This window comes from Kribbella sp. NPDC054772 (genome assembly GCF_053611945.1).
This window is the reverse complement of sequence record NZ_JBSHBJ010000003.1, coordinates 26,125-52,613: the sequence shown is the minus strand read 5'-3', so window position 1 is coordinate 52,613 and position 26,489 is coordinate 26,125. Positions and strand designations below refer to the sequence as shown.

Below are 26,489 nucleotides of genomic sequence, written 5' to 3'. Positions count from 1 at the left end.
CTGCGTGGGATCTCGCCGCGCGGGTTCTAGCGGTGGACGAGCGTGTGTTCGAACGAGTAGCGGCTGGCGCGGTACAGGTGGGAGCCGTACTCGACCGGCTGACCGTGGTCGTCGTACGTGATGCGGGTGATCGCGAGGAGCGGTGAACCCGGCTGCTCCGCCAGCAGACGGGCCTGGTCCGGGGTCGCGGGGATGGCGGAGATGGTCTGGTGCGCCACCTTCAGCCGGACGCCCTCGGCCCGGAGCAGTTCGTAGAGTCCGCGCTCGGCCAGTGTGGTCGGGTCGGTCTCCAGGATCTCGGGCGGCAGCCAGTTACGCATCAGGGCGAGCGGCTCACCGTCCGCACGCCGCAGCCGCTCCAGACGTAGTACCCGGTCCCCCTGCTCGCACTGGAGTGCCGAGGCGACCTCTGCGGTGGCGGGCGAGACACCGAAGCGCAGTACGTCGGTCTGCGGCTTCCGGTGCGCTGCGGTCAGGTCGTCGTGCAGGCTGGTCAGTTCGAGGGAGCGGCGCACCTGGCCGGCGTTGCCGACCACCTGGGTGCCCACACCGCGCTTGCGGACCAGCAGGCCCTGGTCGACGAGACGCGCGATCGCCTGGCGGACAGTGGGCCGACTCAGCCCGTACGCCTCGGCCAGGTCGACCTCGTTACTCAGCCGGGACCCGACCGGCAGTTCGCCGCCCTGGATGGCCGCCTCCAGCTGCTGCGCCAGCTGCACGTGCAACGGCGTACGGCTGTTCCGATCGACCTGGACCTGGACGGTGCTCATGGGCACATCCTGAAGGCTGGACCGGCTTCCGTCGACCCACCGCCCGGATTTGATCAGATGAACGCAGTACGGAACCGCTGCAGCGCCAGATCGCTGTCCGACGACGCGAACGCCTCCAGTCCGACAGTGCCGTCGTAGCCCAGATCGCTCAGCACATCAGCGATGGCCGGGTAGTTGATCTCGCCCGTCCCCGGTTCACACCGGCCCGGTACGTCGGCCACCTGGATCTCACCGATGTACGGGAACGCCTGACGAACCAGTTCGATCAGGTTCCCCTCACCGATCTGGGCGTGGTACAGGTCCAGCATCAGCCGCAGGTTCGGATGATCGACTGCCTGGACCAGCGCGAGTGTGTCGGCGGCCTTCCCGAACGGCACGCCCGGATGATCCACCTCCGCGTTGAGGTTCTCCAGTACGAACGTCACGTCGTACCGCTCCCCCAGCCGGGCTAAACGCTCCAGAGTGCGCGCTGCGGTCAGCCACATCTTCCCAGTGACCTGGTACGCCGGTACTAGTGGCAGACCCTGGTCGTCCAGAGCAGTGCCATGCAGATTGAGCCGTGGACAACCCAGCTCGAGTGCGGCGTGCACAGACTGCTCGGCCGTCTCCAACAGTCGATCCTGTTCATGGGTCAGCGAGCCGGCGACGTACCCGGTCATCGACGAGAAGGTCGCACCGGTCTTCTGCAGCGCGGTGAGGTCCTTGGACGTCCAGTTCCAGATCTCGACGTCGAAACCCGCCGCGTGGATCCGCTGCACCCGCTCGACGAACGGCAGGTCGCTGAACACCATCTCGGCGCAAACGGCCAGCCTCATCGCACGTCCTCGACCCGCACCGGACGGTGCTCCTCGTACGACGCCATCGCGGCCAGCGCGACCTGCAGAGCCCTCCGCGCGTCCAGACCCGACACAGGCGGTACGCCGTTCGTTCGGACGACGTCGACGAAGTCGGCCAGCTCTTGCACATAGGCGTCGCGGAACATCTCCTCGTCACTGCGCAGCGTCTGCTGGTGCAACCCGTTCGCGGTGTAGTGCACCATCGCACTGCTCGCCAGCTGTCCAGCCACGACCATCCCTTCGCTACCGAACACCTCACCGCGCACGTCGTACCCGTAGTACGACGAGAAGTTCGCCTCGGCCGTAGCGATCGCACCGTTGTCGAAGGTGATCACCACGACCGCGGTGTCGAGCAGGCCGCCGGCCTTGTAGTCCGGTGCGACCAGTGCGTCCGCAGTCGTGAAGACCTCAACCGCCCGGGCACCCGGGTTCAGCCAGAGCAGAGTGTCGAAGTCGTGGATCAGCGTCTCGCGGAAGATCGTCCATTGCGGGATCCGGTCGGCGTAGCGCAGACCCCACGGTCCACCGGGGTCACGCGTGATCGACCGCATCAGTCGCGGCGTACCGATCCCGCCGTCCTGGACTATCTGGTGCGCCGCGGCGAAGTCCTTGGCGAACCGACGGTTGAAGCCGACCTGGAACGCGACCCCGGCACGCTCGGTGGCGGCGATCGCCCGGTCCATCTCCGCCAGCGTCAGCGAGGCCGGCTTCTCGCACCAGACCGCCTTGCCCGCCTCGGCCGCCCGCACGATCAGCTCCGAGTGCGCGATCGCGAGCGACGTGATCAGTACGCCGTCGATCCCGGGATCCTTCAGCAGCTCCTCGACGTCCGGCGACGTCGCGCCGTACCGGGCCGCGAGTTGGGCGGCGGCCTCCGGCCGGGCGTCGGCGACGGCCGCCAGCTCGGCACCCGGCACGTGCCGGGCGAGGTTCCCCGCGTGCATCGTGCCGATCCGACCGGCTCCGATGAGTCCCAGCCGAACGACCGGCAGTCCGTGGTCCGTGCGCATCGGCAACCCCTTCGACAGTAGGGACTAGAGCGCTCTAGTCTTGGCTAGAGAACACTGCCGTATCGGCGGCGGTCAAGACCCTGGGAGCATCCCGGAGATGAACCACCGACCGACGATGCAGGACGTGGCCGTCCGGGCCGGCGTGTCCCGGGCGCTGGTCTCGATCGTCTACCGGGACGTCCCCGGCGCGAGCGACGAGACCCGGGCGCGGGTGATCGCCGCCGGTGACGAGCTCGGGTACCGGCCCGATCACCGGGCTCGACTGCTCGGCCGGCAGCGCACCCAGCTGATCGGAGTGGCCTTCGACGTCCGGCACCCGTTCCACGGTGACCTCGTCGCTGCCCTCTACCCGGCCGCCGAAGCACTCGGGTACGACCTGACGCTGAGCGCGGTCACCGAGTCACGCGGCGAGGCAGTCGCGATCCAGTCGTTGCTGGACTACCGCTGCGAGTCGCTGGTCCTGCTCGGTCCCTCAACCACGCCATCCGCGCTGGCAGCGCTTGCCGAGGCGCAGCCGACCGTAGTGGTCGCCCGAAAGGTCAAGGCGGCCGGAGTGCACGTCGTACGCACGGATGACGCTGCTGGAGCCACGCTGGCTGTTGAGCACCTCCTGTCGCTCGGCCATACCCGGATCGCTCATGTGGACGGCGAGCGGGCACCTGGCGCAGCAGAACGACGTACGGCGTATCTCCGGACCATGCGCCGGGCCGGACTGGAGCCGCTGGTCGTCCCAGGCGGGCTGACCGAGGCTGCCGGTGCCGCTGCGGCGCCGGAGTTGCCGTCTGACATCACTGCAGTCGCCGCCTTCAACGACGCGTGCGGCATCGGGCTCCTGCACGCACTCCGGTCTCGTGTCCCCGCAGAACTATCGATCATCGGGTACGACGACTCCACGCCATCGCGGCTGGACCACATCCAGCTCACCACGATCGCCCAGAACGCCGACCGCCTCGCAGCCGCCGCACTGGAGCTGGCAACCCGCGATGACGAAGCTCGGGAAGTAGTCACCGAGCCCGACCTCATAGTCCGAGCAACCACTCAGACACGACTGGTACGCCGGTACTCCGAGGGCGACTGACCAGTCTGGCTACTGAACACCCTGCTCAGGTAGAACGCGCTGCGGTACCCGGTCTGCTCTGCGATCACCCGCAAGGTGCTGTCAGTCTCGGTCAGCAGCTCACGTGCTTTGTGCAGCCGCAGATCGCGCAGGTAGGCAACCGGAGTGACACCGTGGACCGCCCGGAACCGCCGGGAGAGCTGCGATGGGCTGATACCGAGCTCAGCTGCCAGAGCCCCCAGTGACAGGTCAACCGAAGTGCAGTGCTCGTCGAGGTACGCCGTCGCGCTCTGCACCAACTGATCTCGCGGGGACCGCGCGCGGGCGCGCAACAGCATCAACACCAGATCAGTCACCACATGCGTCGCGATCGGCGTGGTGGCGGTCTCGAGCAGCGCGAGGTTGCCGCGGAGCCGATCGCGGTCGGGAAGCCGAGTGCCGCCGGGTGGAGGCTCCAGCTCGGTGGTGAAGCGGGCGTGGAAGAACGACGACCGGGTGCGCATCCGGCGGTGCAGCGTGCCCCCGGGTGGGCAGACGACGACGTCGCCGAACCTGGCCGTGCCGTGACGCTCACCGACCCGATAGTCGAACGCACCGGTGATCGGAAGCAGCAGACACCACGTGTCGTAGGTGTCGTAGGCCAAAGAGAACTGGAGCCGGTGCGGCGCGACCAGGTAGCCGTCCAACTCGAGCATGGCAAAAAAGTATATGTCGACACTCACAACCGCTATTTCCCAGAGGTAGCGTCCCACAGCAGAGTGCATGACATGGTCGATGTCTGTGTGTACGGCGGAACCGCGGCGGGCTGTGTCGCGGCGGTGACCGCACTCCAGGAGGGCGCCTCGGTGGTGCTCATCGAGCCGAGTCGGTGGCTCGGCGGAATGCTGAGCGCCGGGATCAAGCCGGCGCAGGACTGTCCGCTTCCGGCGGCTACCGGCGGGCTGACGCGCGATGTGGTGTTCGGCTTCGGCCAGCAGCAGCACACCGCGTTCTACGAGTGGATGGTCGCGGCCGGCGTCGAGGTGATCTTCGAACGCCGGGTGCGTTCGGTACAGCGCAGCGGCAACCAGATCACGTCGCTGCAGCTAGAGACCTCACCGCCGGACCAGTGGGGCGTGCCGCTGCCGGCTGCCGACGCAGTCCCCGCCCAAGAGATCCACGCGAAGGTCTTCATCGATGCGTCGTACGAAGGCGACCTGATGGCGCTCGCCGGCGTCCCCTACCGCACCGGACGCGAGTCGCAGGCAGCCTTCGGCGAAGACATCGCCGGCGTGCAGCCAGTCACCAACTGGACCCCAATCGATCCGTACGTCGTACCTGGTGACAGCACCAGCGGACTGCTGCCATTCGTCGAGGAAGACCGCGGACTGCCAGTCGGTGCGGCCGACAACTACACGCAGGCCTACAACTACCGCTTCTACGTCACCACCGACCCGGAACGCCGAGCCGAGCTCACACCGCCCGACGACTACTCCCCTGCCGACTACGAGCTGGTACGCCGCTACATCGCCCACCTCGACGCAGAAGACCTGCCCGACATCTTCCCCGGCTGGCTCAACTCCGGCGAGTACAACTACCAACGGGCGTCACTCGTCACCAACGCTCCACTCGGCCTGAGCCGTGCGTACCAGGACGGCAGCTGGGACGACCGCGCACGCATCTGGCGTCAGCACCTCGACTACCTCCGCGGACTCCACCACTTCCTGTCCACCGAGCCCGACGTACCGGAGGACTTCCGTGTGGCGACAGCGGCATACGGACTCGACAAGAGCGTCTTCCCGGACACGGACGGCTGGCCGCCGCAGCTGTACATCCGGGTCTGCCGGCGACTGGCCGGGCAGTACACGATCACCCACTCGGACGTGATCAACCGGACCGAGCCATCGGACAGCATCGGCCTCGCCCTCTTCGGCGTCGACGTCTATCCGGTACGACGGATCGCCAGCCGCAACGCATCGGGCCAGCTGGGTGTCGCCACCGAAGGAGACATGTTCATCGGCGGCCATCTGGGCACCGGCCGGCCCTATCCGGTGCCGTACCGAGCCATCACCCCACTGCAGAGCGACTGCGGCAACCTCCTCGTCCCGGTCTGCCTATCCGCCACCCACATCGGGTACGCCGCGACGCGCATGGAGCCCGTGTTCTGCGTACTCGCGGAGTCGGCCGCAGTGGCCGCGGTGCAGTCGCTGCGCGCGCAGAACGACGTACAGGAGGTGGACGTCGACAAGCTGCAGGACCGGTTGGTCGACCGAGGACAGGTGCTCAGCTGGGCAGGTTGAACGGCGTGATCGGCTGCAGGTTGCTCGGGGTTGGGCGGACGGCCGGGAGCAGGTGATGAGCGTGCAGTAGGTGTTGGCACGCTCTGTGGAGGTCGGTGGGCAGGTCGTGGTGCAGTACTACTGACAGGGCGCCGGCCCGGAGTAGCGCGAGGTTGTCCGCATCCAGGTCGTGGGCGACGAAGCAGCGACAGGTCCGGTCCAGGTCGGTGAAGGCCTGCACGATCGCGCGGTTGCCACCGCCGATGGAGTAGACCGCGTTCACGGCCGGGTCTGCGGTCAGCGCGGCGAGCGCCTGACCGTGGATGGTGGTGTCGAGGCCATCCGTCTCCGCGAGCTCCACAACCGACCGGCCTGGTGACAGCCGGCGCAGCGTGGAGCGGAAACCCATCTCGCGTTCCTCCTCACCGCGGAACGATCCACGGCTCAGCGTCACGAGCACCGTCCCCGGCTCCGCGCCCAGCCACTGCGTGAGCAGGTACGCCGCCGTCGCGCCGGCCGAGCGGTTGTCGATACCGACGTACGCGACCCGTCGACTGGTGGGCAGGTCGGTGACCAGGGTGACCACCGGAACACCGGCGTCGACCAGGCGGTTGACGGCCTCGACCACCTCGGGCTCGTCCGGCGCCTTGAGGATCACGCCCTGCGAACCGCGCTTGCGCAGCTTGTCCAGGCTCTTGACCAGGTCAGCGGCCGAAGCGGTCTCACTGAGGTCGAACCGCGCCCGCAACGCGGCCGGACGCAGCCCGGGCAACGCGGTCTCGAGCGCCGACCGCACTGCCTGGGAGAACCGGCGCGGCGCCTGCATGACCAGGTCGATCACCAGGGTCCGCCCACCGAGCCGGATCTGCGACGCCTGCCGATCGAGGTCGTGGATCGCCTGATCCACCTGCCGCCGCGCCCGGGCGCTCACCCCGGCCCGGCCGTTCAGCACCCGGTCGACAGTGGTCTCGCTCAGTCCGGCCTGCACCGCGATATCGCGGACCCGGTGTTCACGGGTCATCTCGGCCTCCCGGATGACGGGTTTTTGGTGGATTCAGGGGATTCCGAACCCTTCAGCCTGCCACCAATCTAGAACTATCGACCGAGAGGAGCCATCCCATGTGGCTGAACCCAGACGACGCCCGGCTCGACGACCTGCTGACCGTCCTCAAGGACACGACCGAGCCCGCCGACTATCCGTCAGCGACCACGATCGAGCAGCAGGTCCCGGTGTACGACGCCGCTCGGGCGCGCGCCGCCGTACCCCGGGATCTGCAGGCCGAGTTCGTCCGGGCGTTCGCCGACGGTCCCGGGATCATCGTCCTGAAAGGTGCCTTCAGCAACGACGTGGTCGACGCCGCGACGGATGCCTTCGAGCGGATGATCGCGGAGCAGCACCGCTCCGGCGTCACAGCCGGTGACCACTTCGCGAAGCCGGGGGCCAACGACCGGGTCTGGAACGCGCTCGAGAAACTCGCGGTCGACGCGCCCGACGTGTTCACGGCGTACTACGCGAACGATCTGCTCGCGCTCGTGGCGGCTGCCTGGCTCGGACCGGCGTACCAGGTCACCTCGCAGGTCAACGTGGTGAATCCCGGCGGCGAGGGACAGACGGTGCACCGGGACTACCACCTGGGATTCCAGTCGGACGAGGTGGCGGCGCAGTACCCCGAGCACGTGCACCGACTGTCGTCCGTGCTCACGCTGCAGGGTGCGGTCGCGCACTGTGACATGCCGGTGGAGTCCGGGCCGACGCTGTATCTACCGCACTCGCAGAAGTACGGCCTCGGTTACCTCGCCTACCGCCGGCCCGAGTTCCAGGCGCACTTCGTCGAGAACCATGTGCAGTTGCCGCTCGAGAAGGGCGACGCGGTGTTCTTCAACCCGGCGCTGTTCCACGCTGCCGGAAGCAACCATTCGGCCGACATCAAGCGGATGGCGAACCTGCTGCAGGTGTCGTCCGCGTTCGGCCGCGCGATGGAGAGCATCGACCGGACGCGGATGATCGAAGCCGTCTATCCCGCGCTCGGTTCGCTGACCGACCCGGCCGCCGTCGAGAACGTGATCGCCGCGACGGCCGAGGGGTACGCCTTCCCGACCAACCTGGACCGGGACCAGCCGATCGGTGGTCTCGCGCCGCGGTCCCAGGCCGAGCTGCTGCGGCTCGCCGTCACCGAGCATTGGGGTCCGGACCAGTTGCACCAGGCCCTCATCGAGCACGGCGAACGGCGGCGCACCCACGACTGAGACGCGTGAACGTTCGATGAACGCCGTCCGGATCACGGGCAGCCGCTGTCGGGCCCGTGGGGTCGTCAGGCAGGATGGCGCGTTCGCCGTCGGAACGGGCAGCTACCCTTACCGGCGGAAACACGCCCCTTGGACGAACCGCCGCACCGGATCCACCCAGGATCCGCACGGCCGACCCTCGAAGGAGAAGGCATGGAACCGCTGCGGATCGGTGTCCTCGGTGCCGCCCGGATCTCCGGACGCGCCATCGTCGAACCGGCCAAGCTGACCGGCGCCCGGCTGGTCGCGGTCGCCGCCCGGGACACCGGACGGGCCGAGGCCTTCGCTGCCGAGCACGGGGTCGAACGGGTCCATGCGTCGTACCAGGACCTGATCGACGATCCCGAGATCGAAGCCGTCTACAACCCGCTGGCCAACGGCCTGCACGCGCCGTGGAACCTGCGGGCGCTTGCCGCGGGCAAGCATGTGCTGACCGAGAAGCCGTCGGCCAGCAACGCCACCGAGGCCGCCGCGGTGCGGGACGCCGTACACACCTCCGGCCTGGTCTTCATGGAGGCCTTCCACTACGCGTACCACCCGGTGATGCGCCGGCTGCAGGAGCTGGTCGCGAAGGGTGAGCTCGGCGACCTGCAGCACGTCGAGGCGACGATGGTGATGCCTCCGCCGCCGGACGAGGACCCGCGCTGGTCGTTGCCGCTCGCCGGCGGCGCCGTGATGGACGTCGGCTGCTACGCGCTGCACGCGCAGCGGATGTTCGCGCAGTACGCCGGTGGCGCGCCGACGCTGACCGGTGCGCGGGCCGGCGAACGCAAGCGGATGCCGGGCGTCGACGAGTGGCTGAACGCGGACCTCGAGTTCCCGAGCGGCGCGACCGGCGCGGTCCGGACCAGCATGGCCGCCGAGAACGTCGAGTTCAGCCTGAAGGTGGTCGGCAGCCGCGGCGAGGCGTTCGCGCCCTTCTACGTGCTGCCGCAGAACGACGACCAGGTGATCGTCACGACCAAGGAAGACACCTGGGTCGAGCACCTCGGCACGCGGACGTCGTACACCTATCAGCTGGAGGCGTTCGCCGGCGCGATCCGCAACGGCTCGCCGGTGCTGACCGACGTCGAGGACGCGCTGGCCACGATGGAGCTCATCGACGCCTGCTACCTCGCCGCCGGCCTCACCCCGCGCCCGGTCACCTCATTGGACGTCGAGTAACTGCTCCAGACCCGGACGGGTCATCGGCCGATCCAGGACCCCGACCGCTTCCCGCTCCGCGAAGGCAGCGTGGTCGGGGTCTTCTGGGTCGATCGCCTCACACATCGAGTTGTACGACCAGTTCAGCCACCCCGTCACGCCGACGCCGAACGACGAGAGCTCCAGCTTCGGCCACTCGCGCTGCTCGGCGTACCCCTCCCGGAACGCCGTCATCGCTTGCGGGTTGATCGACGGGCGTAGCACCCACTGCGTCAGACCGGAGCCGAGTTCGAGCTCGGGCGTCAGCGCGCCGGCGAAGTCCCACTCCATCACGACCAGCTCGCTGTCGCGCCCCTGCCGGATGTGCGTCGGGATCAGGTTCCGGTTGCACAGACTCAACGCGTCGGGCACCTCGGGTTCGATGGTGTGCAACTCGAGGAACGTCGGCAGGAGCGCGTCGAGCCGTTCGGCCCACGACTTGCCGGCGGCCCGCGCACGATCGCGCAGGCGGTACCAGTCAGCCTCGGAGTGGCGGTGCGTCAGATACCCGTGCAGCGGTTCGTCGCTCGGGAGGTCCAGGGCGTGCAGCATCCCGTACGTCGCTCCCGCGCGCCGGGCCACCGCGGTGGACACCGGAAGCGCCGGCTCAGGCCCTACCTCGAGCCACTCGTGAACGCGCCAGTTCGCACCTTGCACGGTCTCGATCAACCGCCCACTCGGGCTCCGCACTCCGAGCGGCGCCCGTACGCCGGCGGCGACTGCGGCGTCGCGGAGCCGGGCGCCGAGCTCCGCCTGTTCGTTGGTGATCCAGTCGAACACCGTGACCGCGAGCCAGCGCCCGCGGTCCGTCGTCAGCTCCCAGCACCGGCCCATCGCCGTGAACGTCACGGCCCTCGCGGGCGATATCACAGTGCCCAGGCCGAACGTGTCGGCAAGCGCCGCGGCCAGGCCGTCGGGTGCGGCGGGTGTTGCCGCTGCTCGGCGTTCGACCTCGGTCTTCAGGGCCGGCCAGTCCCGCAAGCCGTACTCTCCGGCCAACGCACGCTGGGCCTCCGCGAGTGAGGCGTCCGGCCTGGACTCCCGTAGTACGACCAGCAGGTCCTTGGCTTCCTTGCGCAGGAACTCGATCGTCGGCCGATCCGGCAACAGCTTCATGACGCGTCCTCTCCGGCCCGGACTCGCACGGGCAGGCAGAGAGAGGAACGTGAGGTGGCTTCCAGCCTTCCGGCGAGTCTCGACGCGTCCTCACGACGCCCTCCAGAAGTTACCTCAGGGGGCGGTCCGGACGGAAGCGGCTGCCGTGAGGAGCGTCTTGGCGGCGTACTCCAGACCCTCGAGCTGACCGAGTTCCTGATCCTCGTGCTCGATGTTGACGGGCATGTCCGGCTCGATGCGTTCGATCGCGGCGAGGAACGCCGTCCAGAACGCCACGTCGTGGCCGCGGCCGACCGCGACGAAGTCCCAGGAGGAGTTCTCGGGCCAGCGGCTGAGCGTGTCCCTTCCGCCGAGGCCGACGGCACGGGGGTCGGTGGGCAGCACCCGCCCGAAGCGGTCGTCGAGGACGCCGTTGATCTTCGCCGCTTCGTTGATCCGGGTGTCCTTCGCGGCCGCGTTGTAGACCAGCCCGCCGAGACTGTCCAGCGCGGCGACCGGGTCGATGCCCTGCCAGAACAGGTGGCTCGGGTCCATCTCCGCGCCCACATGGGTCGCGTTGATCTGCTCCGCCAGCCGGACCATCGTCGCCGGGTTGTAGACCAGGTTGTGCGGGTGCATCTCGATGGCGATCTTCACGTCCGCGTCGGCGGCGCGCGCCTGGATGTCCTTCCAGTACGGGATCGCTACCTCGTTCCACTGGTGGTCGCGGGCGTCCAGGTACACGCTGACCCACGGCAGTACCGTCCACGAAGGCGCCGTACCGCCGGTGTGTGCTTCCGGAAGGCCGGACATCGTCACGATCCGCTTGACCCCGAGCAGTGCGGCGAGCTCGATGGCGTCGCGGACGTCCTGGCCGTGCTTACGCCGTACCACTGGGTCGGGGTGCAGCGGGTTGCCGTTGCAGTTCAGCGCGGTCAGTTCGACGCCGGCGGCGGCGAACTGGGCGAGGTACTCGTCGCGGGCGTCCTGGCTGGCGCTGATCGCGTCGATCGGCAGGTGCGGCGCGGGCAGGAAGCCGCCTGAGTTGATCTCCGCGCTCTCCAGACCGAGGCTCTTCAAGGTCTTCAATGCGTCGGTCAGTGGTGCGTCGTGCAGGCAGGCGGTGTAGGCGCCGAGCTTCATGAGGATGGTCCTTCCATGGTGACGGCCGCGCCGCCGGATTGAGCTGAGGTGACGACCGCGCCGAGCAGCCGTAGATTGCGCAGACCGTCCTCGAACGTCGCGCAGTCCGGCAGGCCTTCGACGCCGGCCACCTGGCCGAGGAACGCCCTGGCCTGGAACGCGAACAGATCGTTCTGCCCGTGGCCGACACCGGGAAAGTCCATCGGGAGACCGCCGGTGATGTACGGGTGCTCGGGCCCCACCAGCACCTGGCGGTACCCGCTCGTCGCCTGCGGCGCGGCGCCGTCCACGAAGCCGAACTCGGTCGCCCGCGCGAGGTCGAAGGTGGCCGCGCCCTGCTCCGCGAAGATCTCGAACCCGAGCCCGTTCGGATGCCCGTACGCCGTCCGCGACGCCGACAGGGTCGCAGTGGCGCCAGAGGCGAACCGCGCCGTGAAGCTGACCAGGTCCTCGTTCTCGACCGGCTCGGTCTCGTCGCTGACCTGCGCGAGCGCATGCCCGACGACCGCACCCACCGGCAGATGCCGTTCCTTGATGTACGTCGCCAGCACGGCCCCACTCACCGACTCGATCGGCCCGCAGAGGAACTCGGCCAGATCGACCAGGTGCGCGCCGATGTCCGCGAGTGCACCGGTTCCCGGACCGCCTTTGTACCGCCAGCTCATCGGACCCATCGGGTCGCAGCCGTAGTCGCACCAGTAGTGCCCGTCGAGGTGCACCGGCTTGCCGATGGTGCCGGAGTGCAACTGCGCGCGGATCGCGTTGATCGCCGGCGACCGGCGGAACGTGAACCCGGTCGCGGTCTGCCGGCCGGAAACCCGCGCCGCCGCGACCATCGCCGCGGCATCCTCGACGCTCGGCGCCAGCGGCTTCTCGCACAACACATGTTTGCCCGCGGCAAGCAAACCCTCGACGATCTCGCGGTGCAGGGTGTTGGCGACCACCACGCTGACCACATCGATATCGGGCGCCTCGGCGATCGCCTGCCAGCTCGTCTCGGATCGCTGGTAGCCGAAGCGGTCCGCGGACTCCTTGGCGACCGCGGCGTTCACGTCACCGACGGCGACGTACCGCACCTCAGGCAGCCCGGCGCCGTGGATCGCGGTCGCCGCCCGGTACCCGGCCAGGTGCGCCCGACCGGCCATCCCCGCACCGATCACCGCCACCCCGATGGACGAAGACGTCATGATCACTCCTCCCGAATCCCCTGTCCCCACGGGGTTTCAAGCGCTTTAAGACCTGTGTACCATGATTGTCCTGACAAACCAGATGTCAAGACCTCGCCCCGGGGAGAATCAGGAGCCATGGGAAGTCGGCGGTTGCGGTTGGAGGATGTGGCGGTGGCGGTCGGGATGTCGCCGTCGTCGGTGTCGCTGGCGCTCAGTGATCGGCCGGGGCCGAGTGCGGAGACGCGGCGGCGGGTGCGGGAGGCCGCGGATCGGTTGGGGTATCGGCCGGACCGGACCGCGAGTCTGCTGGCGCGACGCCGTACCCGGTTGCTCGGCGTACTGCTGGACATCCGGAACCCGTTCCACGCCGAGCTGGTCGAGGATCTGCATCGCGCGAGCGCGGGGCGTGGGTACGAGCTGGTGCTCAGCACCGTCACCGCGGACCGCGACGAGCGACGGGCGGTCGAGACACTGCTCGACTTCCGCTGCGAGGCGTTGATCCTGCTCGGCCCCGCCGGTGCGGTGCCCCACCAGGAGCTGCCGGTCGTCGTCATCGGCAAGCAGACTGCGAAGGACGTCGACGTGGTGCGCGCGGCCGACGATCTCGGCGTCGCCCAGGCGGTCGCGCACCTGGTCGAGTTGGGGCACCGCGACATCGCATTCATCGACGGCGGCAAAGGCCCCATCGCGGCATTACGCCGGCGCGGCTACCGCACCGCCATGCGCGACCACGCACTCACCGAGTCGATCCGGGTGATCCCAGGAGGACACGACGAACTGGCCGGCGCCCGAGCCGCCCGAGCACTACTCGACGAGGCGGCCGGGGCGCAGGGTCTCCGGCCACACGACGGCCCGGCGCGCGCGCTACCGACGGCGGTGGTGGCGTCCAACGACATGTGTGCAGTGGGTCTGCAGGATGCGTTCACGCGCGCCGGCGTACGCGTCCCGGACGACCTCTCCCTGGTCGGCTACGACAACAGCACCCTCGCGCGCCTCGCCCACATCGACCTCACCTCGGTCGACCAGGACGCCGCCCAACTCGCAGAACACGCGGTCCAAGCAGCCGCCGACCGCCTCGAGAACACCCGCACCACCCCCGAGGAATTCGTCCTCACGCCCCACCTCGTCATCCGAGGCAGCACGGCCCCCCGCACCTGACCCGATCGGCAGCTCGACAGGAGGTGTCCCCGCGCGAGTAGTGCACCTGAGCGTGCGCGTACGGCGTACACCAGGTGCTCTACCTGTCGAGCTGCACGGGTCCGCCAGCGTGCGCCGACTCTGCCAGCTTCTCCAGCACTCTCGCCTGGTCGACGGCGTCCTCGCGGCCATAAGGGAGGTCACGCTGACCGGCCAGGTACGCCGAAATGGTGTCGAGCTCGATGCGATAGACGTCGGCCTCTTCGCCGGTGAGTGCGTAGGTGTCGTCCGGGTCGATCGCCAGGCGCTCGGTGACGCCGTCGCGGGTCAGTTCGACGCGCTGGTCGCGGCAGATCCACGGGTCGCCGATGACGATCCGTCCGTCGGTCCCGATCAACTCCAACTCGTCGCGCCCCGGCAGGTCGAGGCCGAGGTCGAACTGCGCCAGTACGTCGTCCGGCATCCGCAGCGTTGCCGCCCAGCGGAGATCGACTCCGTCGCCGGCGGTGTCGAGCACCCGTTCGGCGTACACCCGTTCCGGTGTGCCGGCGAACATCCGGATCGCGCTCACGCAGTAGCACCCGAGATCCAGCAGCGCGCCGCCGCCGAGCGCCCGCGATCGCCGGATGTCGCCGGTCCCGACACTCACGCTGAGTGCCGCGCGGACCGTGGTCAACCGGCCGATCGCGCCGTCGGACACGAGCCGGCGCGCGAGCAGCGTCTGCGGATGATGGCGGTACATCAGCCCCTCGACACACGTCACGCCGGCGCCGGCAGCAGCGTCGAAGCATCGCGCGGCGTCGTCGGCCGTCATGGCGAAGGGCTTCTCGGTCAGCACATGCTTGCCGGCGGCAATCGCTCGCAGAGTCCACTCGGTGTGCATCGCGACCGGCAACGCGACGTACACCGCGTCGACGTCCGGGCTGGCGAGCAGTTCGTCGTACGAACCGAACGCCAGCTCCAGACCACACTCGTCGGCGAACTTCCGCGCCTTGCCGAGGTCCCGCGAGGCGACGGCGACGAAACGTCCCGGCGCCGCGTCCACGACCACCCGGCCGATGGCGGCCGTGGACAGCAATCCCCACCGAGGCTGCTCCATGGGTGCGTCAGTCGTGCGTCGGGAAGCCCAGGTTGATGCCACCGTGCGACGGGTCCAGCCAGCGGGACGTGACGACCTTGCCGCGGGTGAAGAAGTGCACGCCCTCGGTGCCGTGCGCGTGCGTGTCACCGAACAGCGAGTTCTTCCAGCCGCCGAACGAGTAGTACGCCATCGGGACCGGGATCGGCACGTTGATACCGACCATCCCGACCTCGACCTCGTTCTGGAACCGCCGCGCTGCCCCGCCGTCGTTGGTGAAGATCGCCGTCCCGTTGCCGTACGGGTTCGCGTTCACCAGCTCGAGAGCCGCGTCGTACGACGCCGTTCGGACGACGGACAGTACCGGGCCGAAGATCTCGTCGGTGTAGATCGACATCTCCGGCGTCACCTTGTCGAACAGCGTCGGACCGAGCCAGAACCCGTCGGCCCCACCGTCGAAGTCCCCCTCGCGACCGTCGACCACCAGGTCGGCGCCCTCGTCCACACCCGCGGCGACGTACCCGGCGACCTTGTCGCGGTGCTGGCCGGTGACCAGCGGGCCCATGTCGCAGCCGCGGGTCCCGTCGCCGGTGCGCAGCTTGCCCATCCGCTCCTTGATCTTGGTGATCAGCTCGTCCGCGATCGGCTCGACCGCGACCAGTGCGGAGATCGCCATACAGCGTTCACCGGCCGAGCCGAAGCCGGCGTTCACCGCGGCGTCGGCGGCCAGGTCGAGGTCGGCGTCCGGCAGCACGATCATGTGGTTCTTCGCACCACCGAGCGCCTGCACCCGCTTGCCGTTCTTGGTGCCGGTCTCGTAGACGTACCGGGCGATCGGGGTCGAGCCGACGAACGAGACCGACTTGATGTCCGGGTGCTCGAGCAGCCGGTCGACGGCCTCCTTGTCGCCGTGCACGACGTTCACCACGCCGTCCGGCAGGCCGGCCTCCTTCCAGAGCTCGGCCATCGCGTTCGCCGCCGACGGGTCCTTCTCGGACGGCTTGATCACCACGCTGTTGCCACAGGCAACCGCGATCGGGACGAACCACATCGGCACCATCGCCGGGAAGTTGAACGGTGAGATCACCGCGCAGACCCCGAGCGGCTGGCGGATCGAGTACACGTCGACCTTCGTCGACACGCCCTCGCTGAAGCCGCCCTTGAGCAGGTGCGGGATGCCGCAGGCGAACTCGATCACCTCCAGACCGCGGGTCACCTCGCCGAGCGCGTCGGACAGCACCTTGCCGTGCTCGGCGGTGATGATCGCCGCGATTCGCTCCTTGTCCCGGTTCACCAGCTCGCGGTACGCGAACAGCACCTGGGCGCGCTTGGTCAGCGACGTCGCCGCCCAGTTCCGGGACGCCTCGTGGGCGACCTTGACCACCTCGTCGACGGTGGCCGCCGAGGCGAGGTCGAGCTCGCCGGTGACCGCTCCCGTCGCGGGGTTGTAGACCTTGCTGGTCCGCTCCGACACCCCGGTCCACGGGGCACCGGCGACCAGATGGGTAATCCGTTCGGTGCTCACAGCTGCATCCCTTGTTTCGTCATCAGTTCGGTGATCTTGTCCCGCATGAATGTGCTCGACTCGCGGGCGCGTTCCTCCCACGCGAAGACACAGGTCGTCACGGTGCCATTGAAACCCGCGGCGGCCAGCGCCGCGAACAGCTCGTCGAAGTCGACCTCGCCCTGGCCGATGTCCAGGTGCTGATGCACGCGGACCGTCGAGCCGGGCGGGTTCACGATGTAGCGCAGCCCCGACGAGCCGGTGTGGTCGAACGAGTCGGCCACGTGGATGTTGGTCAACAGGTCCCCGGCGTAGTCGATGATGCCGGGGGCGTCGTTGCCCATGTGGAACGTGTGCGGAGCGCAGTACAGGAAGGTCACCAGCGGGCTGTTGATGCCGCGGATCAGGTCGACCGCGGCCTTCCCGTCCTCCTCGAAGTCGTCCGGGTGCGGCTCCAGGGCGAGCTTGATGCCCTCGCGCTCGAACACTGGCAGCAGTTCCTCCATCGAGCGCCAGAACTGCGCCTCGCTGCGCGCCGCCTGCTCCGGACGCCCGTTGAACTCCGAGTTCATCGTGTCGGCACCCAGCGCCGCGGTGATCTCGATCGCCCGCTTCCAATACCGTACGGCGGCCTGCCGGTCGTCCTCGTCGGGCCCGGACCACCGGAACAGCGGCAGCACGCTCGAGATCCCGACCCCTGCCGCGGCCAGCTCCTTCTTGAAGGCAGCCACGGTCGCGTCGTTCACCCGGGGGTGGTTGAAGAACGGGATGAAGTCGTCGCGGGGTGACAGCTCGATCCACTCGTACCCCAGCTCGGCCACCAGCCGCGGCAGGTCGAGCAACGGCGTACCGCGGAACATGTACGGATCGAGAGCAAGTCTCATAGGTCAGCCCTTCGCGTAGAAGTCGGGCCGTTCGTGCGCGGCGACCTCGACGCGCTGACCGGTCCGCAAGGCTTCGAGGCAGGTGTCCGACACCACGGCCGCGAGATGGCCGTCCCAGGCACTCGGGCCGGTGAAACCGCCGGCCGCGACCGCGTCGATCCAGTCCTGCAACTCGATGTCGTACGCGCGGAGGAACCGTTCGCGCCAGTCGGCGGGCACCCGCCCGGCGTACCGGCCGTCGTTCTTGACGATCGCACCGGAGGTCTCCGCGAGGGCCGCCGTACCGAGTTCGCCGACGACCTCGCCGCGGATGTCGTACCCGAAGCGGATGTTCAGCGACAGCTCGACGTCGACCAGGATCCCGCTGGCCATCTCCAGCAGCAGCATCAGCGGATCCTGCAGGTCGTCGGTCGCGTTGCTGTTCCGCCGTCCCGGCTTCAGGACCGTGGCCGCGACCACGTCGTCGTCGAACATCCACCGCACCAGGTCGATCTCGTGGATGGCGGAGTCGGTGATGATCATCTCGGTGGTGAATCCGTACGGCGGAACCGACGGGTTCCGGTGCGCGCAGTGCATCAGCAACGGCGCCCCGATCGAACCGCCGTCGACGGCGGCCTTCACCGCCTGGTACGCCGCGTCGTACCGGCGCATGAACCCGACCATCACGAGCCGCCGGCCGCTCGCCACCTCGGCGTCGACGATCCGCCGGCAGGCCTCCTGCGTGGTCGCCAACGGTTTCTCGCAGAACACCGGCTTGCCGGCCTCGATCGCGGCCAGCACGAACTCCTCGTGCGTCGGCCCCCACGACGTCACCACGACGGCGTCCACGGCGTCGTCACCGATCACGTCCTGCCCGGTCGCGTGCACAGTGCAGGACGGCAGACCGTCCGCCACCGACCGCGCGCGCTCCGGATCCACGTCGGTGATCGCGACCACCTGCGCCCCGGACAGCACCTGCGTGAGCCGCCGGATGTGGTCCTGCCCGATCATCCCGACGCCGATCACCCCGACCCGGACCGTCATCACTGGTCACCTCCGATTCCGACACTGCGCAGATAGTCGTACGTCCGCCGTGCGATCGGTTCGGGTACGCCGAACTCGCACGGGTACAGGTCCTGCTCGACGATCACGAAGAGATCGTCCCGGTCGAGCGCCCGGAGTGCTTCGGCGATCGGCTCGACCTTCGGCTCGGCGTTCGGCGGCTCGGCCATCACACCGCGCTTGACCGCCTCCCCGAACGACAGGTCCTCGGCGTCGACGACCTTCAGCACCTCGGGATCGACGCCCTTGATGTGCACGAACCCGAGCCGCTCCGGGTACTTCTCGATGATCCCGACGTTGTCGCCGTGCCGGTAGGCGAAGTGCCCGGTGTCCAGGCACAGCGACACGTACCGCGGATCGGTGTCGTGCAGGAACCGCTCCACCTGGGCCTGCGTCTCCACGTTCGAGTCGGCATGCGGGTGGAACGCGAGGGTGAGGCCGTACTCCTCGCCGATGATCCGGCCGAGCTCGTTGTTCTGCCGGATCAACGTGCTCCAGCCGTCGGCGTCGAGCTCACGGGCCGACGTGACCGCACCGGTCCGCCCGTCCCGGTACTCCCCAGGCAGGATCACCATGAACTTGCCGTCCACCGCGGTCACCAGCTCCGCGACCCGGCGGGCCTCGGCCAGCGTCGGCTCCCACTGACTGCTGTCGTGCAGCGGTGCGCCGACGGCCTGACCGGAGACCCGGAGACCCCGCTTCCCGAGCTCGTCGGTGAGTCGCGCGGGATCGGTCGGCAGGTACCCGTACGGGCCGAGCTCGATCCACTGGTAGCCCACACCGGACAGCTCGTCCAGGAACCGCTCCCACGGCGTCTGCCGCGGATCGTCGGCGAACCAGACTCCCCAGGAATCGGGACAACTGCCCAGGGCGAGGCGAGGCGCGCTCCCGGGGTCGGTAGAGGTCATCTGTAGCGATCCTTCCAAGAAACTCTGAACGGGGTCGAACGAGAGGTCCGCCGCCGAAACGGCGGACCCCAGCTCACGAACCGGTGGGACGCTCGGCGATCCCGAGCTCCTGCACCTCCTCCTCGAGCTCGGAAGCCACGTCGGCCGTCGCCTTCCCACCGTGCTGGAGCTCGTGCTGGAGCTGGTCGAGCTCGGCGCCACCGGCCATCTGGGCGGTGAGATCGTCACGGCTGATCTCACTCTTCGCGTAGTAGCCGATCGACTTGCCGCGCTTCAGCAGCAGGAAGCGGTCGCCGACCGGATAGGCGTGGTGCGGGTTGTGGGTGATGAAGATGACGCCGAGCCCGCGTTCGCGTGCCTGGACGATGTACTTCAGCACCACACCGGACTGCTTCACACCGAGCGCCGCGGTCGGCTCGTCGAGGATCAGGACCTTCGCCCCGAAGTACACCGCCCGGGCGATCGCGACGCACTGCCGCTCACCACCGGACAGCGTGCCGATCGGCTGGTCGACGTCGCGCAGGTCGATGCCCATGTCGAGCAGTTCCTTCTTCGTCGTACTGCGCATGAAGTTGATGTCCAGGCGTTTGATCGGGCCGGTCCGCTTGCTGACCTCGTTGCCGAGGAAGAAATTCCGCCAGACCGGCATCAGCGGGACGACCGCGAGGTCCTGGTACACCGTCGCGATCCCGTGCTCGAGCGCCTCCCGCGGCGAGTCGAACGTGACCGCCTCGCCCTCGACCTCGTACGTGCCGTGGGTCGGTTTGTGCAGGCCGGCGATGATCTTGATCAGCGTGGACTTGCCGGCCCCGTTGTCCCCGAGCACGCAGGTCACTTCACCGGCATCCACTTCGAGCGAGATTCCGCCGAGGGCGATGATGTTCCCGTAGTTCTTGTCGCAGCCCGACAGCCGCACCAGGGGTGCCTTGGCCGGGGCTTCGGTGGTCGTCGCGGTCATCTCGAGGCCTCCGCACGTCGACGGATGTAACTGTTCAGCAGGATGGCGCCCAGCAGCAGCACGCCGAGGAAGAAGTACTTCCAGTCGGGGTTCCAGCCGGCGTAGACGATCCCCAGCTCGGCCATGCCGTAGATGAAGGCGCCGATCGCCGCGCCGATCGCGGAGCCGTAGCCACCGGTGAGCAGGCACCCACCGACCACGGCGGCGACGATGTAGATGAACTCGTTGCCGACGCCGAGACCGGACTGCACGGTGTTGAAGGCGAACAGGATGTGCATGCCGGTGAACCAACCCAGGAAACCGACACCCATGAACAGGCCGATCTTCACCCGCTTGACCGGTACGCCGACCGCGCGGGAACTGGGGGCGGACCCGCCGACGGCGAAGATCCAGTTACCGACCCGCGTACGCAGCAGCAACCAGGTGGCGATGATCACGAAGACGATCCACCACACCAGGGTGATCCGGATCGACACGCCGCCGATCGTGAACGAGGACGCGAAGACGTTCTGTGCCGAGCTGAACCCGGCGATGTTCGACACGTCGTCGGTGGCGACGTTCCCGGTGATCTGCTTGGTCATCGCCAGGTTCAGCCCGCGCAGCATGAAGAACGTGCCGAGCGTCACCAGGAAGCTCGGGATCCCAGTTCTCACGACGAGATAACCGTTGATGAAGCCGATCACCAGCGCGACCACCAGGGAGACCCCGACCCCGACCCACATGTTCGCGGTGAACTGGAAGCTGAACATCGCTGCCACCAGCGCCGAACTGGTCACGGCGACACCGGCGGACAGGTCGAACTCGCCGCCGATCATCAGCAGCGCGACCGCCACCGCGGGGATGCCGTACACCGAGCTCTGGTAGAGCACCGTGGACAACGACGTCGCGTCGCGGAACGGCGGGGCGACGATGAAGAACACGGCATAGATCACGATTGCGCCGACCAGCGCGCCCAGTTCGGGCCTGGCCAGCAGCCTGGAGAACGCGGACCGTCGTCCGAGCCGCTCGTCGGCGGCCGGTGGTGTCGGGGCGGCGACCACTGTCTGACTCATGGAGACCTCCTAGTCTCGGATCGCGTCCGGGGACACCGTGGACGGCGCCCCCGGACAGCCCACTACCGCGTACCGTTGGCCGCGAACTTGCCGACGAAGTCGACGTTCTGCTTGTCGACGACGAACGGTCCGGTCAGGGTCGGCTTGCCGCCGCCGAGGATGTTGCCGTTGTTCTTGTAGAGCCACAGCGAGTCGACCGCCTCGTACCCCTGCAGGTACGGCTGCTGGTCGATCGCGAACTGCAGATCACCGGCCTTGATCTTCGGCGGGATCTGCGGGTTGAAGTCGAAGGTGCCGATCTTGGCCTTGCTGCCGGACTCCTTCACCGCGTTGATCGCGGCCAGCGCGTCCGGAGCGCCGAGGGTGACGATGAAGTCGATGCTCGGGTCCTGCTTCAGCTTCGCCGCGATCGTGGTCTGCTCCGACGGCCGGTCCGAGCCGTTGACGTAGATCTTGGTCCACTGCCCGTTGAAGGTCTTCTTCACCCCGTTGCAGCGGTCCTCCAACTGGACCTGGCCCTGGAACTGGATCACACACAGCAGGTGCTTGTAGTTGCCCTGCGAGGCCTTGGTGCCGGCGGCCTCACCGGCCAGACTCTCGTCGGAGCCGAAGTACGACAACGCGCCCGACTGCGAGAACTGGCCGATCCCGGCGTTCAGCGCGACGACCGGGATGCCGGCGGCGATGGCCTTCTTGACGGCGGGGATCAGCGCCGGTGGGTCGGGGAGCGTGACGGCGATCCCGTCGACCTTGCTGTCGATCGCGCTCTGGATGAGGTTCGCCTGGTTGCCCGAGGACGGATCCGACGAGTACTTCAGATCGACGTTGTCCTTGGCGGCCGCGGCCTTGGCACCCTTCTGGATGATGTCCCAGAAGGTGTCACCCGGTGCCCCGTGGGTGATCATCGCGACCGTCATCTTCGGCGTGTTGGCCTGACCTGCTGCCGCGGCGGTCGCGGACTGCTCGGCCTTCTTCCCACCGGTGCTGCTGCACGCGGCCACTGTGACCACCAGAACCACAGTGACCGCGGCGGTCACCAGCCGCCTACCTGATCTGAACATCTTGCCCTCCCCTGATAGGGCCGGCCGCGGCTACATGGCGGCCGGGAATTGCTGTGATCGGCTGCCTCGCGGCAGGTTGACGCGCATCAGTCGTCCGTCTCTCTCGTGTACGTCACCGGCGCCACGTAGGCACGCTGGCCGGTCTTGAACTCCTCGTACGCCGCCCGCGCCGTCGAGGTCGACGCCAGCGTCGACACCTCGCTGACCGGGACGTCCCACCAGGACTCGCTGTCGGGGGCACCGATCAGCGGGTCGGTCCGGACCTGGATCAGGATCGGGCCGGTCGCGACCTTCGCGATGCCGATCGCCTTCTCCAGTTCGGCCCTGCTCTCCACCTCGATCACCTCGACGCCGAGGCTGCGGGCGTTCGCCGCCAGGTCGACCGGAAGGTAGTCCCCATCCAGCCGACCGTCGGAGGAGCGATAGCGGTACGCCGTACCGAACCGTTGCGAGCCCAGCGACTCCGACAACGCGCCGATCGAGGCGAAGCCCTGGTTCTGGACCAGGACCACGATCACCTTGACGTTCTCCTGGACCGCGGTCACCAGCTCGGTCGACATCATCAGGTACGACCCGTCGCCGACCATGACGAACACGTCCCGGTCCGGTGCGCCGAGCCGGACGCCGATCCCGCCGGCGATCTCGTAGCCCATGCAGGAGTACCCGTACTCGACGTGGTACCCCTTGCCGTCCCGGGTCCGCCAGAGCTTGTGCAGGTCGCCGGGCATCGAGCCGGCCGCGCAGACGACGACGTCCCGCGGGTCGGACAGCTCGTTCACGCAGCCGAGTACCTCGCCCTGGGTGAGTAGGCCGTCGGCCAGCTTCCCGGTCACCTCGGCCGGCGGGTTGTACGTCCGCTCGACGATCGCGTCCCACTCCTGCGCGAGCTGCCCGGTCTCGGTCCGGTACTCGTCGTCGACCGACCAGCCGTCGAGCGCGGTCGTCAGCGCCGCCAGCGCCTCGCGGGCGTCAGCGACCACCGGCAGTCCGGCGTGCTTCCCGCCGTCGAACCTGGCCACGTTGACGTTCACGAACCGTACGTCGGGATTCTGGAACGCGGTGCGGGACGCGGTGGTGAAGTCGGCGTACCGGGTGCCGATCCCGATCACCAGGTCGGCGGACTCGGCCAGCGCGTTCGCGGCCGTGGTCCCGGTGGAGCCGATCGCGCCGACCGACTGCGGGTGATCGTAGGGCAGCGATCCCTTACCTGCTTGGGATTCCCCGACCGGGATGCCGGTCACCTCCGCGAAGGTCCGCAGTACGTCGTTCGCCGCGGAGTACGCGACGCCACCGCCGGCGACGATCAGCGGCCGCCGGGAGTTGCGGATCAGGTCGGCCGCCTGGTCCAGAATGCTTGTCTCGGGCAACGGTCGGCCGACGTGCCACTCGCGCTCGGCGAAGAGCTCCTCCGGCCAGTCGAACGCCTCGGCCTGCACGTCCTGCGGCATCGCGATCGTGACCGCGCCGGTCTCGACCGGGTCGGTCAGGACGCGCATCGCGTGCAGCAGCGCGGACGGTAACTGCTCCGGACGGCTGACGCGATCGAAGTACCGCGAGACCGGACGGAACGCGTCGTTCACGCTGATGTCGCCGGCGCCGAAGTTCTCCAGCTCTTGCAGGACCGGCGTCGCGACCCGGGTACTGAAGGTGTCGGAGGGCAGCAGCAGGACGGGCAGCCGGTTCACGGTCGCCAACGCGGCGCCGGTGATCATGTTGGTCGAGCCGGGCCCGATGCTCGCCGTACAGGCGTAGGTCTGCAGGCGGTTCGTGGTCCGGGCGAAGGCGGCCGCGGTGTGCACCATCGCCTGCTCGTTGCGGGCCAGGATGTACGGCAGGGCATCCGGATCGGCGAGCTCGGACTGCAGCAGCGCCTGACCGAGACCGGCCACGTTGCCGTGGCCGAAGATGCCGAAGCACCCGGCGAAGAGCTTCTGCCGCCGCCCGTCGCGTTCGGAGTACTGCGCGCCGAGGAAGCGCACCAGTGCCTGAGCGACCGTGAGGCGCACCGTCATGACTCATCCCTTCCGAGCGGAAGCCGGGGATCGATGTGCTGGGAGTTCCACAGCTCGCGGACCCAGGCGTGCTGCGGGTCGTCGGTGATCAGCCACTGCCGCTCGGTCCCGGGGCCGGCCATCACGTTCAGGTAGTACATGTCGTAGCCGGGCGGCGCCATCGCCGGCCCGTGCCAGCCGTGCGGGACCAGTACCAGGTCGCCGCTGCGGACTTCCGCGAGGACGTCGATCGGGCGGTCCTCGGTGCCGTACACGCGCTGGTACCCGATCGGGTCGTTGCCCTTGACACCTTCCGGGACGTCGTCGGACAGCTGCAGCTCGAAGTAGTAGATCTCCTCGAGCTCGCTCTCCTTCCCCGGCCGGTGCTCGTCGTGCTTGTGCGGCGGGTACGACGACCAGTTGCCGGCCGGCGTGATCACCTCGCAGGCGATGATCGAGTCGGCGGCGAGAACTCCCGGCGTACCGAAGTTGCGGACCTGACGGGACGCGACGCCGGCGCCGCGCAGCTCGGTCTCCACCTCGTCGGCCGCGATCCGCCGGAACGGGAAGTCGCTGGCCGCCTTGGCATTCGGGAACGCGATCCGGGCGCCGCCGGCGCTGACCACGGCGAACGTCGAGTTCCGCGGGACATAGGCGAGGTCGGTCGCGCCCGAGAAGACCTCGGCCCGGCCACCGAGCGGGACGCGCTGCCCGTCGATGATCACCTCGGCCGATCCGCTGAGCGGAAGCACGAGGTACTCGCAGTCGCCGGTGTCGATCTCCACCGACTGTCCGGGCAGCAGCGTGCGGATCGCCAACCCGGTGTGATGCCAGTCGGTCTCCCCAGGTCGCACCATCACCTCGAAGGCGTCGTTCGCGGTCGACCCAGCGGGCCGGAACCATTCGGTCATGCGGCACCCCCGTGGACGAGCGTCGCGGCGTGATCGACGGCGGCGGCCACATCTCCGTCGGGTGGGAAGAGCAACGCGCGGCCGACGACGAGACCGCGCACCGAGGGGAGGCCGAGCGCCTTGCCCCAGGAGGCGTACGTCGCTTCGGGGGCGACCGTCGGATCGCCGCCGAGCAGCAGCGTCGGCAGAGTGGTCGCCTCCATCACGCGCTCCAGTTCGTCGACGACCGGGAGCTTGAGCCAGGTGTACGCGCTGGTCGCGCCGAGGGCGGAGGCGATGTGGATCGACTTGATCACCGAGTCCGGGTCGAGCAGGTTCGTCACCCGGCCGTCCTCGGCGCGGGTCGACCAGAACGGTTCGACCATCGCCATCAGCTTGTGCTCGGCGAGGCCGGTGACGGCGGCGGCGCTGGACTCCAGGGTCGCGACCGTGCCCGGGTCGTCGAGGTCGATGCGGGTCAGCATCTTGCCGCCGTCGAGGCGGCGGGTGGCGATCTCGTCGGCGGAACGGTACGCCGTGAAGCGGTCGTCGACCTCGAACGTGGCGCCCTGCAGGCCGCCGCGGTTCATCGAGCCGATCACGACCTTGCCCTCGAGCGCGCCGAGCAGCAGCAGGTCTTCGAGGATGTCCGGGGTCGCGAGCACTCCGTCGACACCTGGCCGTTCCAGCGCCGTCATCAGCCGGCCGATCAGCTCCGGCCGGCTGGCCATCGCCATCCGGTCGCCCCGAACACCGAGCGCGCCGCGCGCCGGGTGGTCGGCCGCGACGATCAGCAACCGCCCGTCGTCACCGACCAGCGCCCGCGTACGCCGCCGCTGCCAAGCCTCAGCCAGTCGCTCAGGATGCCGAACCCGAATCTCGGTCAGCTCCGCGAGCCGCTCGCCATACTCATGCCACCGCGGCGCCGGAGCTGTCTCCCACACCGGCGCCTCAACCACCTGCTCACCCAACTGAGTGGGCTGATCCGCCCAATCCTCAGCCGCCTGGCTCACCGCCGGAGGCGCCGCCTGGTCCACCGGCGCAGCGGTCGGCTGATCGGCCCGCTCCTCGACCGACTGGTTCGCGGGCGCGGCGGGCGACTGGTCGGCGCGCTGCTCGACCGGCTGACTCGCCGGTGGGGTGGTTGGCTGGTTGGTGGGGAGGCCGAGGTCTCCGATG

Annotated in this window: 24 protein-coding genes; 5 read left to right on the top strand and 19 right to left on the bottom strand. The window is 68.7% G+C overall.

The features are described from left to right. Positions 1-26: 26 nt before the first annotated feature. The 3 genes from ACWGID_RS05685 to ACWGID_RS05675 are packed head-to-tail and all read right to left on the bottom strand — an operon-like array spanning position 27 to position 2,616. Entirely contained in the window at positions 27-770 is a 744-nt protein-coding gene (locus tag ACWGID_RS05685; protein ID WP_452194784.1) for a GntR family transcriptional regulator, read from the bottom strand. Positions 771-823: 53 nt separating this feature from the next. After that, positions 824-1,585, bottom strand: coding sequence for a TIM barrel protein (locus tag ACWGID_RS05680; RefSeq protein WP_452194782.1), 762 nt, complete (start codon positions 1,583-1,585; stop codon positions 824-826). Beyond that, positions 1,582-2,616 carry a Gfo/Idh/MocA family oxidoreductase gene (locus ACWGID_RS05675; RefSeq protein ID WP_452194780.1) on the bottom strand — a complete coding sequence of 345 codons (1,035 nt, stop codon included), beginning with the start codon at positions 2,614-2,616 and terminating at the stop codon, positions 1,582-1,584. Before ACWGID_RS05675 ends, ACWGID_RS05680 begins: the two co-directional genes overlap by 4 nt. A 97-nt stretch (positions 2,617-2,713) precedes the next feature. On the opposite strand from ACWGID_RS05675, the gene ACWGID_RS05670 reads away from it, so the two are divergent. Beyond that, on the top strand, positions 2,714-3,694 hold the full coding sequence (locus tag ACWGID_RS05670; RefSeq protein WP_452194778.1) for a LacI family DNA-binding transcriptional regulator: 981 nt from the start codon (positions 2,714-2,716) through the stop codon (positions 3,692-3,694). Here the strand turns inward: ACWGID_RS05670 and ACWGID_RS05665 are convergent. Further along, positions 3,655-4,368: a helix-turn-helix domain-containing protein gene (locus ACWGID_RS05665; protein ID WP_452194776.1), complete on the bottom strand. Its 714-nt coding sequence runs from the start codon at positions 4,366-4,368 to the stop codon at positions 3,655-3,657. The genes ACWGID_RS05670 and ACWGID_RS05665 overlap by 40 nt on opposite strands. A 72-nt stretch (positions 4,369-4,440) precedes the next feature. Here ACWGID_RS05665 and ACWGID_RS05660 point away from each other — a divergent pair, with 72 nt between their 5' ends. Then, positions 4,441-5,952, top strand: coding sequence for an FAD-dependent oxidoreductase (locus ACWGID_RS05660; RefSeq protein ID WP_452194775.1), 1,512 nt, complete (start codon positions 4,441-4,443; stop codon positions 5,950-5,952). Here ACWGID_RS05660 and ACWGID_RS05655 read toward each other — a convergent pair. Next, positions 5,936-6,952: a LacI family DNA-binding transcriptional regulator gene (locus ACWGID_RS05655; protein ID WP_452194774.1), complete on the bottom strand. Its 1,017-nt coding sequence runs from the start codon at positions 6,950-6,952 to the stop codon at positions 5,936-5,938. The genes ACWGID_RS05660 and ACWGID_RS05655 overlap by 17 nt on opposite strands. A gap of 98 nt (positions 6,953-7,050) precedes the next feature. Between ACWGID_RS05655 and ACWGID_RS05650 the strand changes: the two genes are divergently transcribed. Continuing rightward, complete coding sequence (locus ACWGID_RS05650) at positions 7,051-8,178, top strand: phytanoyl-CoA dioxygenase family protein (protein WP_452194772.1); 1,128 nt, start codon at positions 7,051-7,053, stop codon at positions 8,176-8,178. A gap of 192 nt (positions 8,179-8,370) precedes the next feature. Beyond that, on the top strand, positions 8,371-9,381 hold the full coding sequence (locus ACWGID_RS05645; protein ID WP_452194770.1) for a Gfo/Idh/MocA family protein: 1,011 nt from the start codon (positions 8,371-8,373) through the stop codon (positions 9,379-9,381). Here ACWGID_RS05645 and ACWGID_RS05640 read toward each other — a convergent pair. The 3 genes from ACWGID_RS05640 to ACWGID_RS05630 form a co-directional block, all read right to left on the bottom strand. Continuing rightward, entirely contained in the window at positions 9,364-10,515 is a 1,152-nt protein-coding gene (locus ACWGID_RS05640; protein WP_452194768.1) for a hypothetical protein, read from the bottom strand. The genes ACWGID_RS05645 and ACWGID_RS05640 overlap by 18 nt on opposite strands. Positions 10,516-10,629: 114 nt before the next feature. Further along, positions 10,630-11,637: a sugar phosphate isomerase/epimerase family protein gene (locus ACWGID_RS05635; RefSeq protein ID WP_452194767.1), complete on the bottom strand. Its 1,008-nt coding sequence runs from the start codon at positions 11,635-11,637 to the stop codon at positions 10,630-10,632. Next, positions 11,634-12,824 (bottom strand): Gfo/Idh/MocA family protein, encoded by a 1,191-nt coding sequence (locus ACWGID_RS05630; RefSeq protein ID WP_452194765.1) that lies wholly within the window; start codon positions 12,822-12,824, stop codon positions 11,634-11,636. The genes ACWGID_RS05635 and ACWGID_RS05630 overlap by 4 nt, the downstream gene beginning before the upstream one ends. 117 nt (positions 12,825-12,941) lie before the next feature. Between ACWGID_RS05630 and ACWGID_RS05625 the strand changes: the two genes are divergently transcribed. Beyond that, positions 12,942-13,964, top strand: coding sequence for a LacI family DNA-binding transcriptional regulator (locus ACWGID_RS05625; protein WP_452194763.1), 1,023 nt, complete (start codon positions 12,942-12,944; stop codon positions 13,962-13,964). A gap of 79 nt (positions 13,965-14,043) precedes the next feature. On the opposite strand, the gene ACWGID_RS05620 is transcribed toward ACWGID_RS05625, so the two are convergent. From ACWGID_RS05620 to ACWGID_RS05570, 11 genes are all read right to left on the bottom strand, one after another. After that, positions 14,044-15,042 (bottom strand): Gfo/Idh/MocA family protein, encoded by a 999-nt coding sequence (locus ACWGID_RS05620; protein ID WP_452194762.1) that lies wholly within the window; start codon positions 15,040-15,042, stop codon positions 14,044-14,046. Between the two features lie 7 nt (positions 15,043-15,049). Beyond that, positions 15,050-16,546 carry a CoA-acylating methylmalonate-semialdehyde dehydrogenase gene (locus ACWGID_RS05615; protein WP_452194760.1) on the bottom strand — a complete coding sequence of 499 codons (1,497 nt, stop codon included), beginning with the start codon at positions 16,544-16,546 and terminating at the stop codon, positions 15,050-15,052. Beyond that, positions 16,543-17,409 carry a sugar phosphate isomerase/epimerase family protein gene (locus ACWGID_RS05610; protein ID WP_452194758.1) on the bottom strand — a complete coding sequence of 289 codons (867 nt, stop codon included), beginning with the start codon at positions 17,407-17,409 and terminating at the stop codon, positions 16,543-16,545. The genes ACWGID_RS05615 and ACWGID_RS05610 overlap by 4 nt, the downstream gene beginning before the upstream one ends. A 3-nt stretch (positions 17,410-17,412) precedes the next feature. Further along, positions 17,413-18,432: a Gfo/Idh/MocA family protein gene (locus tag ACWGID_RS05605; protein WP_452194756.1), complete on the bottom strand. Its 1,020-nt coding sequence runs from the start codon at positions 18,430-18,432 to the stop codon at positions 17,413-17,415. Then, entirely contained in the window at positions 18,432-19,358 is a 927-nt protein-coding gene (locus tag ACWGID_RS05600; protein WP_452194755.1) for a sugar phosphate isomerase/epimerase family protein, read from the bottom strand. Before ACWGID_RS05600 ends, ACWGID_RS05605 begins: the two co-directional genes overlap by 1 nt. Before the next feature lie 73 nt (positions 19,359-19,431). After that, positions 19,432-20,316, bottom strand: a complete 885-nt coding sequence (locus ACWGID_RS05595; protein WP_452194753.1) for an ATP-binding cassette domain-containing protein — start codon at positions 20,314-20,316, stop codon at positions 19,432-19,434. Next, positions 20,313-21,368 carry an ABC transporter permease gene (locus ACWGID_RS05590; RefSeq protein ID WP_452194751.1) on the bottom strand — a complete coding sequence of 352 codons (1,056 nt, stop codon included), beginning with the start codon at positions 21,366-21,368 and terminating at the stop codon, positions 20,313-20,315. The genes ACWGID_RS05595 and ACWGID_RS05590 overlap by 4 nt, the downstream gene beginning before the upstream one ends. A 62-nt stretch (positions 21,369-21,430) precedes the next feature. Continuing rightward, positions 21,431-22,429, bottom strand: a complete 999-nt coding sequence (locus ACWGID_RS05585) for a sugar ABC transporter substrate-binding protein (protein ID WP_452194749.1) — start codon at positions 22,427-22,429, stop codon at positions 21,431-21,433. An 86-nt stretch (positions 22,430-22,515) separates the two neighbouring features. Continuing rightward, the gene (gene iolD / locus ACWGID_RS05580; RefSeq protein WP_452194747.1) at positions 22,516-24,441 is read right to left on the bottom strand and encodes a 3D-(3,5/4)-trihydroxycyclohexane-1,2-dione acylhydrolase (decyclizing); all 1,926 of its coding nucleotides are present in this window, start codon (positions 24,439-24,441) and stop codon (positions 22,516-22,518) included. After that, positions 24,438-25,331, bottom strand: a complete 894-nt coding sequence (gene iolB, locus ACWGID_RS05575) for a 5-deoxy-glucuronate isomerase (RefSeq protein WP_452194745.1) — start codon at positions 25,329-25,331, stop codon at positions 24,438-24,440. Before iolB ends, iolD begins: the two co-directional genes overlap by 4 nt. Next, entirely contained in the window at positions 25,328-26,254 is a 927-nt protein-coding gene (locus ACWGID_RS05570) for a Cgl0159 family (beta/alpha)8-fold protein (RefSeq protein ID WP_452195600.1), read from the bottom strand. The genes iolB and ACWGID_RS05570 overlap by 4 nt, the downstream gene beginning before the upstream one ends. Positions 26,255-26,489 lie beyond the last annotated feature (235 nt).

Excerpts from the sequence above, each read along its gene's own strand:
- ACWGID_RS05675 (WP_452194780.1), bottom strand. The coding sequence starts at position 2,616 with ATGCGCACGGACCACGGACTGCCGGTCGTTCGGCTGGGACTCATCGGA.
- ACWGID_RS05630 (WP_452194765.1), bottom strand. The coding sequence starts at position 12,824 with ATGACGTCTTCGTCCATCGGGGTGGCGGTGATCGGTGCGGGGATGGCC.
- ACWGID_RS05590 (WP_452194751.1), bottom strand. The coding sequence starts at position 21,368 with ATGAGTCAGACAGTGGTCGCCGCCCCGACACCACCGGCCGCCGACGAG.
- ACWGID_RS05650 (WP_452194772.1), top strand. The coding sequence starts at position 7,051 with ATGTGGCTGAACCCAGACGACGCCCGGCTCGACGACCTGCTGACCGTC.
- iolD (WP_452194747.1), bottom strand. The coding sequence starts at position 24,441 with ATGACGGTGCGCCTCACGGTCGCTCAGGCACTGGTGCGCTTCCTCGGC.
- ACWGID_RS05595 (WP_452194753.1), bottom strand. The coding sequence starts at position 20,316 with ATGACCGCGACGACCACCGAAGCCCCGGCCAAGGCACCCCTGGTGCGG.
- iolB (WP_452194745.1), bottom strand. The coding sequence starts at position 25,331 with ATGACCGAATGGTTCCGGCCCGCTGGGTCGACCGCGAACGACGCCTTC.
- ACWGID_RS05600 (WP_452194755.1), bottom strand. The coding sequence starts at position 19,358 with ATGACCTCTACCGACCCCGGGAGCGCGCCTCGCCTCGCCCTGGGCAGT.
- ACWGID_RS05660 (WP_452194775.1), top strand. The coding sequence starts at position 4,441 with ATGGTCGATGTCTGTGTGTACGGCGGAACCGCGGCGGGCTGTGTCGCG.
- ACWGID_RS05625 (WP_452194763.1), top strand. The coding sequence starts at position 12,942 with ATGGGAAGTCGGCGGTTGCGGTTGGAGGATGTGGCGGTGGCGGTCGGG.
- ACWGID_RS05605 (WP_452194756.1), bottom strand. The coding sequence starts at position 18,432 with ATGACGGTCCGGGTCGGGGTGATCGGCGTCGGGATGATCGGGCAGGAC.
- ACWGID_RS05640 (WP_452194768.1), bottom strand. The coding sequence starts at position 10,515 with ATGAAGCTGTTGCCGGATCGGCCGACGATCGAGTTCCTGCGCAAGGAA.
- ACWGID_RS05655 (WP_452194774.1), bottom strand. The coding sequence starts at position 6,952 with ATGACCCGTGAACACCGGGTCCGCGATATCGCGGTGCAGGCCGGACTG.
- ACWGID_RS05635 (WP_452194767.1), bottom strand. The coding sequence starts at position 11,637 with ATGAAGCTCGGCGCCTACACCGCCTGCCTGCACGACGCACCACTGACC.
- ACWGID_RS05685 (WP_452194784.1), bottom strand. The coding sequence starts at position 770 with ATGAGCACCGTCCAGGTCCAGGTCGATCGGAACAGCCGTACGCCGTTG.
- ACWGID_RS05680 (WP_452194782.1), bottom strand. The coding sequence starts at position 1,585 with ATGAGGCTGGCCGTTTGCGCCGAGATGGTGTTCAGCGACCTGCCGTTC.
- ACWGID_RS05620 (WP_452194762.1), bottom strand. The coding sequence starts at position 15,042 with ATGGAGCAGCCTCGGTGGGGATTGCTGTCCACGGCCGCCATCGGCCGG.
- ACWGID_RS05670 (WP_452194778.1), top strand. The coding sequence starts at position 2,714 with ATGAACCACCGACCGACGATGCAGGACGTGGCCGTCCGGGCCGGCGTG.
- ACWGID_RS05665 (WP_452194776.1), bottom strand. The coding sequence starts at position 4,368 with ATGCTCGAGTTGGACGGCTACCTGGTCGCGCCGCACCGGCTCCAGTTC.
- ACWGID_RS05645 (WP_452194770.1), top strand. The coding sequence starts at position 8,371 with ATGGAACCGCTGCGGATCGGTGTCCTCGGTGCCGCCCGGATCTCCGGA.
- ACWGID_RS05610 (WP_452194758.1), bottom strand. The coding sequence starts at position 17,409 with ATGAGACTTGCTCTCGATCCGTACATGTTCCGCGGTACGCCGTTGCTC.
- ACWGID_RS05585 (WP_452194749.1), bottom strand. The coding sequence starts at position 22,429 with ATGTTCAGATCAGGTAGGCGGCTGGTGACCGCCGCGGTCACTGTGGTT.